The sequence below is a fragment of the Aestuariivirga sp. genome, assembly GCF_044239095.1.
In the GTDB taxonomy this organism is placed as follows: Bacteria; Pseudomonadota; Alphaproteobacteria; order Rhizobiales; family Aestuariivirgaceae; genus Aestuariivirga.
In genome coordinates this window covers 1-3,562 of the sequence record NZ_JBIICB010000361.1, presented here as the reverse complement: position 1 = coordinate 3,562, position 3,562 = coordinate 1, and the positions used below count along the sequence as shown (strand labels likewise).

At 63.4% G+C, this 3,562-nt stretch carries 3 protein-coding genes; all 3 read right to left on the bottom strand.

Annotation, left to right across the window (positions count from 1 at the left end; genetic code table 11):
• On the bottom strand, nucleotides 1-635 hold a 635-nt coding region (locus ACILRA_RS21155; RefSeq protein ID WP_395664027.1), incomplete at its 3' end, for a hypothetical protein.
• A 220-nt stretch (nucleotides 636-855) separates the two neighbouring features.
• Nucleotides 856-2,169 carry an HlyD family type I secretion periplasmic adaptor subunit gene (locus ACILRA_RS21150; RefSeq protein WP_395664026.1) on the bottom strand — a complete coding sequence of 438 codons (1,314 nt, stop codon included), beginning with the start codon at nucleotides 2,167-2,169 and terminating at the stop codon, nucleotides 856-858.
• The coding region (locus ACILRA_RS21145; protein WP_395664025.1) for a type I secretion system permease/ATPase at nucleotides 2,166-3,562 on the bottom strand (1,397 nt) is incomplete at its 5' end. The genes ACILRA_RS21145 and ACILRA_RS21150, both read right to left, overlap by 4 nt.

The window sequence follows — 3,562 nt, the reverse complement described above, 5'->3', positions numbered from 1 at the left end:
GTCATGAACAGCCAGGGCGTGGGTGTCGATCTCCATTCCCATGTGCACAGCAACTGATCGAGGTGGGGCAGGCGCATGAACCAATCCGGTGCCTCGAAGTTGCGCATACCGCTGTCGGCGATCGACATGACCTCGTGGGTTGCCTCGAACCTCCTGGCAAGCTCCGCCGCAATTCCTGGGCGGCTTTGCGTGTCATGTGTTTCGACGATGAGATCGGAGAATCTCAGGCTCTTGGGGACAGATCCGGAGAGAAGATCGATCTCTCCCCCCTCGATGTCGCAGATCAGAAGGACCCGCCTGCCCTCAAGACCCGACAGATCTGTCGGCTCGAGCAGACCGCGCGGGGTGACCCTTTCCATGACCCCGTTGAGTTCGATCAGCCTTGCAAGGATCTCCCTTGCGGCTGGATTGCTCTCATGGGCGATAACCGGGCTGTCCGGCATCCGCCGGGCCATTCCAATGGCGTAGTAGCCCTCGGCGGCACCCACATTCAGGACGAGGTCGTATTTTTCTCCGATGACCCTCTCGAGAACAGGCCACAGGGGCTGCTCGTAGATGCCGATCAGCTTGGCAATGTGGCAGCCTTCGCCCGAGCGGTGCGACAACTGCATGCCCGCGAAAGGACCACACTTCACGAGGTTCCCTTCACGTTGCAGCCACGCATCCTGGAGCAGCGACGATCGCCACTTCGCGAGCAACCGCAGGCTGTCAGTGAGCCGGGCAACGTCGGCAGCGGGATCAGCCTGTGAGGAAAGAGCCCTCGCCAACTGTTCCGATACACGCCTGTGTAATGACACTGTGGCGGGCTCTGTCATGGCGTGCCTCCCGTGGGAATCCTGACTTTCCTCATCATCCTCAATCCTGCCGGAACGCCCTGTTCAGCTGGTCGAGGATCGGCTTTGTGAGAATGCTGACGACGCGCCGGTCCCCGGTCTTGATGAAGACCTCGACCGGCATGCCGGGTAGCAGCGAGAACTCCCGCAGCTTGCGGATCTCATGTTCAGTCACCGCGACACGGGCCGCATAGAAGACCGCCCCCGTCTGCTGATCCACGGCCGTGTCGGCCGATACGTAATCGACCGTCCCCATCAACTCCGGCGTGATCCTCTGGTTGAATGCCGGGAACATAAGCCTTGCCTCGGATCCGGTCCTGACCTGGTCAATGTCGGTGGGGCTCAGGCGGGCCTCGACCACCAGCCGGTCAGATGTCGGGACGATCAGCATCAGCACATCCCCGGCTGCGACGACACCGCCAACCGTCTTGATCTGGAGTTGATGCACGATGCCATCCTGGGGCGCGGAGAGAACCAGCTTTTCCAACTGGTCCGCTGCAGCGATACGCTGCTCTTCCACCTGCAGGATCCGCGCATCGACATCGCGCAACTCGAGTGCCACCTCGCTGAAGAGCTCCTTGTCGACCTGCAGGATCGCCAGTTTCAGTTCCGCCGACTTGCCGCCCAGTTGTGCGACCGCGGCTTCGAGACGTCCCTTTTCGCCGGCGAGGCGTGCGGCTTCGCGTTCGAGGCTGCTCAATCGCGACAGGGGAACGAGCTTCTGTCTCCAGAGTGTTCGCGCACTGTCAAGCTCCTGGACGATGAACGTCTGCTGAGCGGCATTGGCCTCGATCTGGCGCAGGTGTCCCGCAACTTCCTGCTCGATCTGGGCGCTCTGCTCCTTCAGTTGCGCCTTGCGCCCGTCATAGGCCGTCTTTCGAAGTTCGAACAGGCGGGTTTCGTTTTGGCGGATCTCTGCGAGCGTCGTCCCGGAGACGCCCTTGTAAGCGGGAGTATCCAAGACCAGGACTGGCAGGCCATCCCGCTCGGCGGTCAGCCTGCTCCGGCGGGCGTACAGTTCTGTCAGCGACTTCTCGGAAAGTGCGAGATTGGCGCGCGCAACGGTATCATCGAGAAGGATCAGGGGCTCTCCGGCACTGACCTGCTGTCCGTTTCGGACGTTGATCCCGGCAACGACGCCACCGGCTGGCGGCTGCACCTTCTTGACGTCCGAAAGGACCGTGACCGAGCCCGATGCGATCACCGCGCCCGAGACAGTGGCAAGGAACAGCCAGATTCCGACGCAGATGACGAGAGTGCCCGCGAACAGGATCCCCCAGAGCACGTAACGGCGGATTGCCGCCAGCGAACCTTCACCCGGTGAGGCTTCGCTCATGCGCCGCCCGGCCCATCCGCGAGACCTCCCGGAGGCCTCGTCATCGGTACAACGGCACCGGGCTTGCGCTGCACCTGGCTGATCGTGGCACTGTTCCTCACATGCTTCGACAGGACCTCGTCGCGGGGACCAAAGGCCGCAACCTGGCCTTCGCTCAGGATCAGGACCATGTCGAAGGCCTCGAGAATGCCCGGCCGGTGGGAGACTGCGACGACAACACCCTTTCGCGCCTTGATTGCCGCTATCGCCTGCTGGAGTGCTGCGTCACCCTCGGCATCGAGGTTCGAATTCGGCTCGTCGAGAACAACCAGAAACGGGTTTCCATACATCGCCCGAGCCAATGCAATCCGTTGGCGCTGACCGGCAGACAATACGCTTCCGGCCTCGCCGATCTGCGTCTGATAGCCATCCTTGAACCGGGTGATCATGGTATGGACGCCCGCCGCCATGGCCGCTTCAATGATGCGCTCAGGTTCGGGCGTATCGGAATGCCGGGAGATGTTCTCGGCAATGGTACCGGAGAACAGTTCGACGTCCTGCGGCAGATAGCCGATGTGGCCCCCGAGATCCTCTGGCGGCCACTGGTCGAGGGGTGCGCCGTCAAGCTCCACCCGGCCCGCTGCAGGCCTCCAGGCATTGACGAGGGCGCGCGCCAGCGTCGACTTTCCGGCACCGCTCGGGCCAATGACGCAGAGGCTCTGGCCCGCGGCGAGGCTGAAGCTGACCTCGCGGATCAGGAAGCGCTGTCCGCCGGGTTCCAGAACGGTCAGACGCTCGACATTCAGGCCCCGCGTTGGCCGGGGCAAGGGCATGCGGTCCTGAGTCGGCGGAAACTTCTGGAACAGTTCCGTGAGCCGCCCCCAGCCCTGTCGGGCGGCCACAAACCCCTTCCAGTTGGCAATGGCGAGATCGACAGGGGCCAGGGCGCGCCCCATCAGAATGCCCGCCGTGATCATGATGCCGGCGGAGGATTCGTTCCAGATGACCAGAAGCGCTCCAAGGCCCAGGATGGCGGATTGCAGCACCAGGCGGAAAATGCGCGCGATCGAGCCAAGGCCACCTGCGAGATCACTCGCCTCGGTCTGGGATGCCGTGGCCACGACGCCGAGGCTCCTGTAGCGCCTCGCGAGGCGCGGTCCCATGCCCATGGCAGCGATGATCTCGGCATTCCGGCGACCGGTCAGCGCCATGTCGGCCCGTGCCGCACCGTCGCGCATCATTTGCAACGCCGGGCGCCTCGTCCGGAACTCGGTCAGAAGCGTCAGCACGACCAGGACGATCGCTCCGGCGATTGCCGCCACACCGAGCATCCAGTGGAACAGGAACATGACGGCGATGTAGACGGGAAGCCAGGGAAGGTCGAACAGCGCTCCCGGCCCGCCAGTCGACATGA

What these genes read in the sequence shown, in the direction of transcription:
- ACILRA_RS21150 (WP_395664026.1), bottom strand. Translation starts at nt 2,169, where the DNA reads ATGAGCGAAGCCTCACCGGGTGAAGGTTCGCTGGCGGCAATCCGCCGT.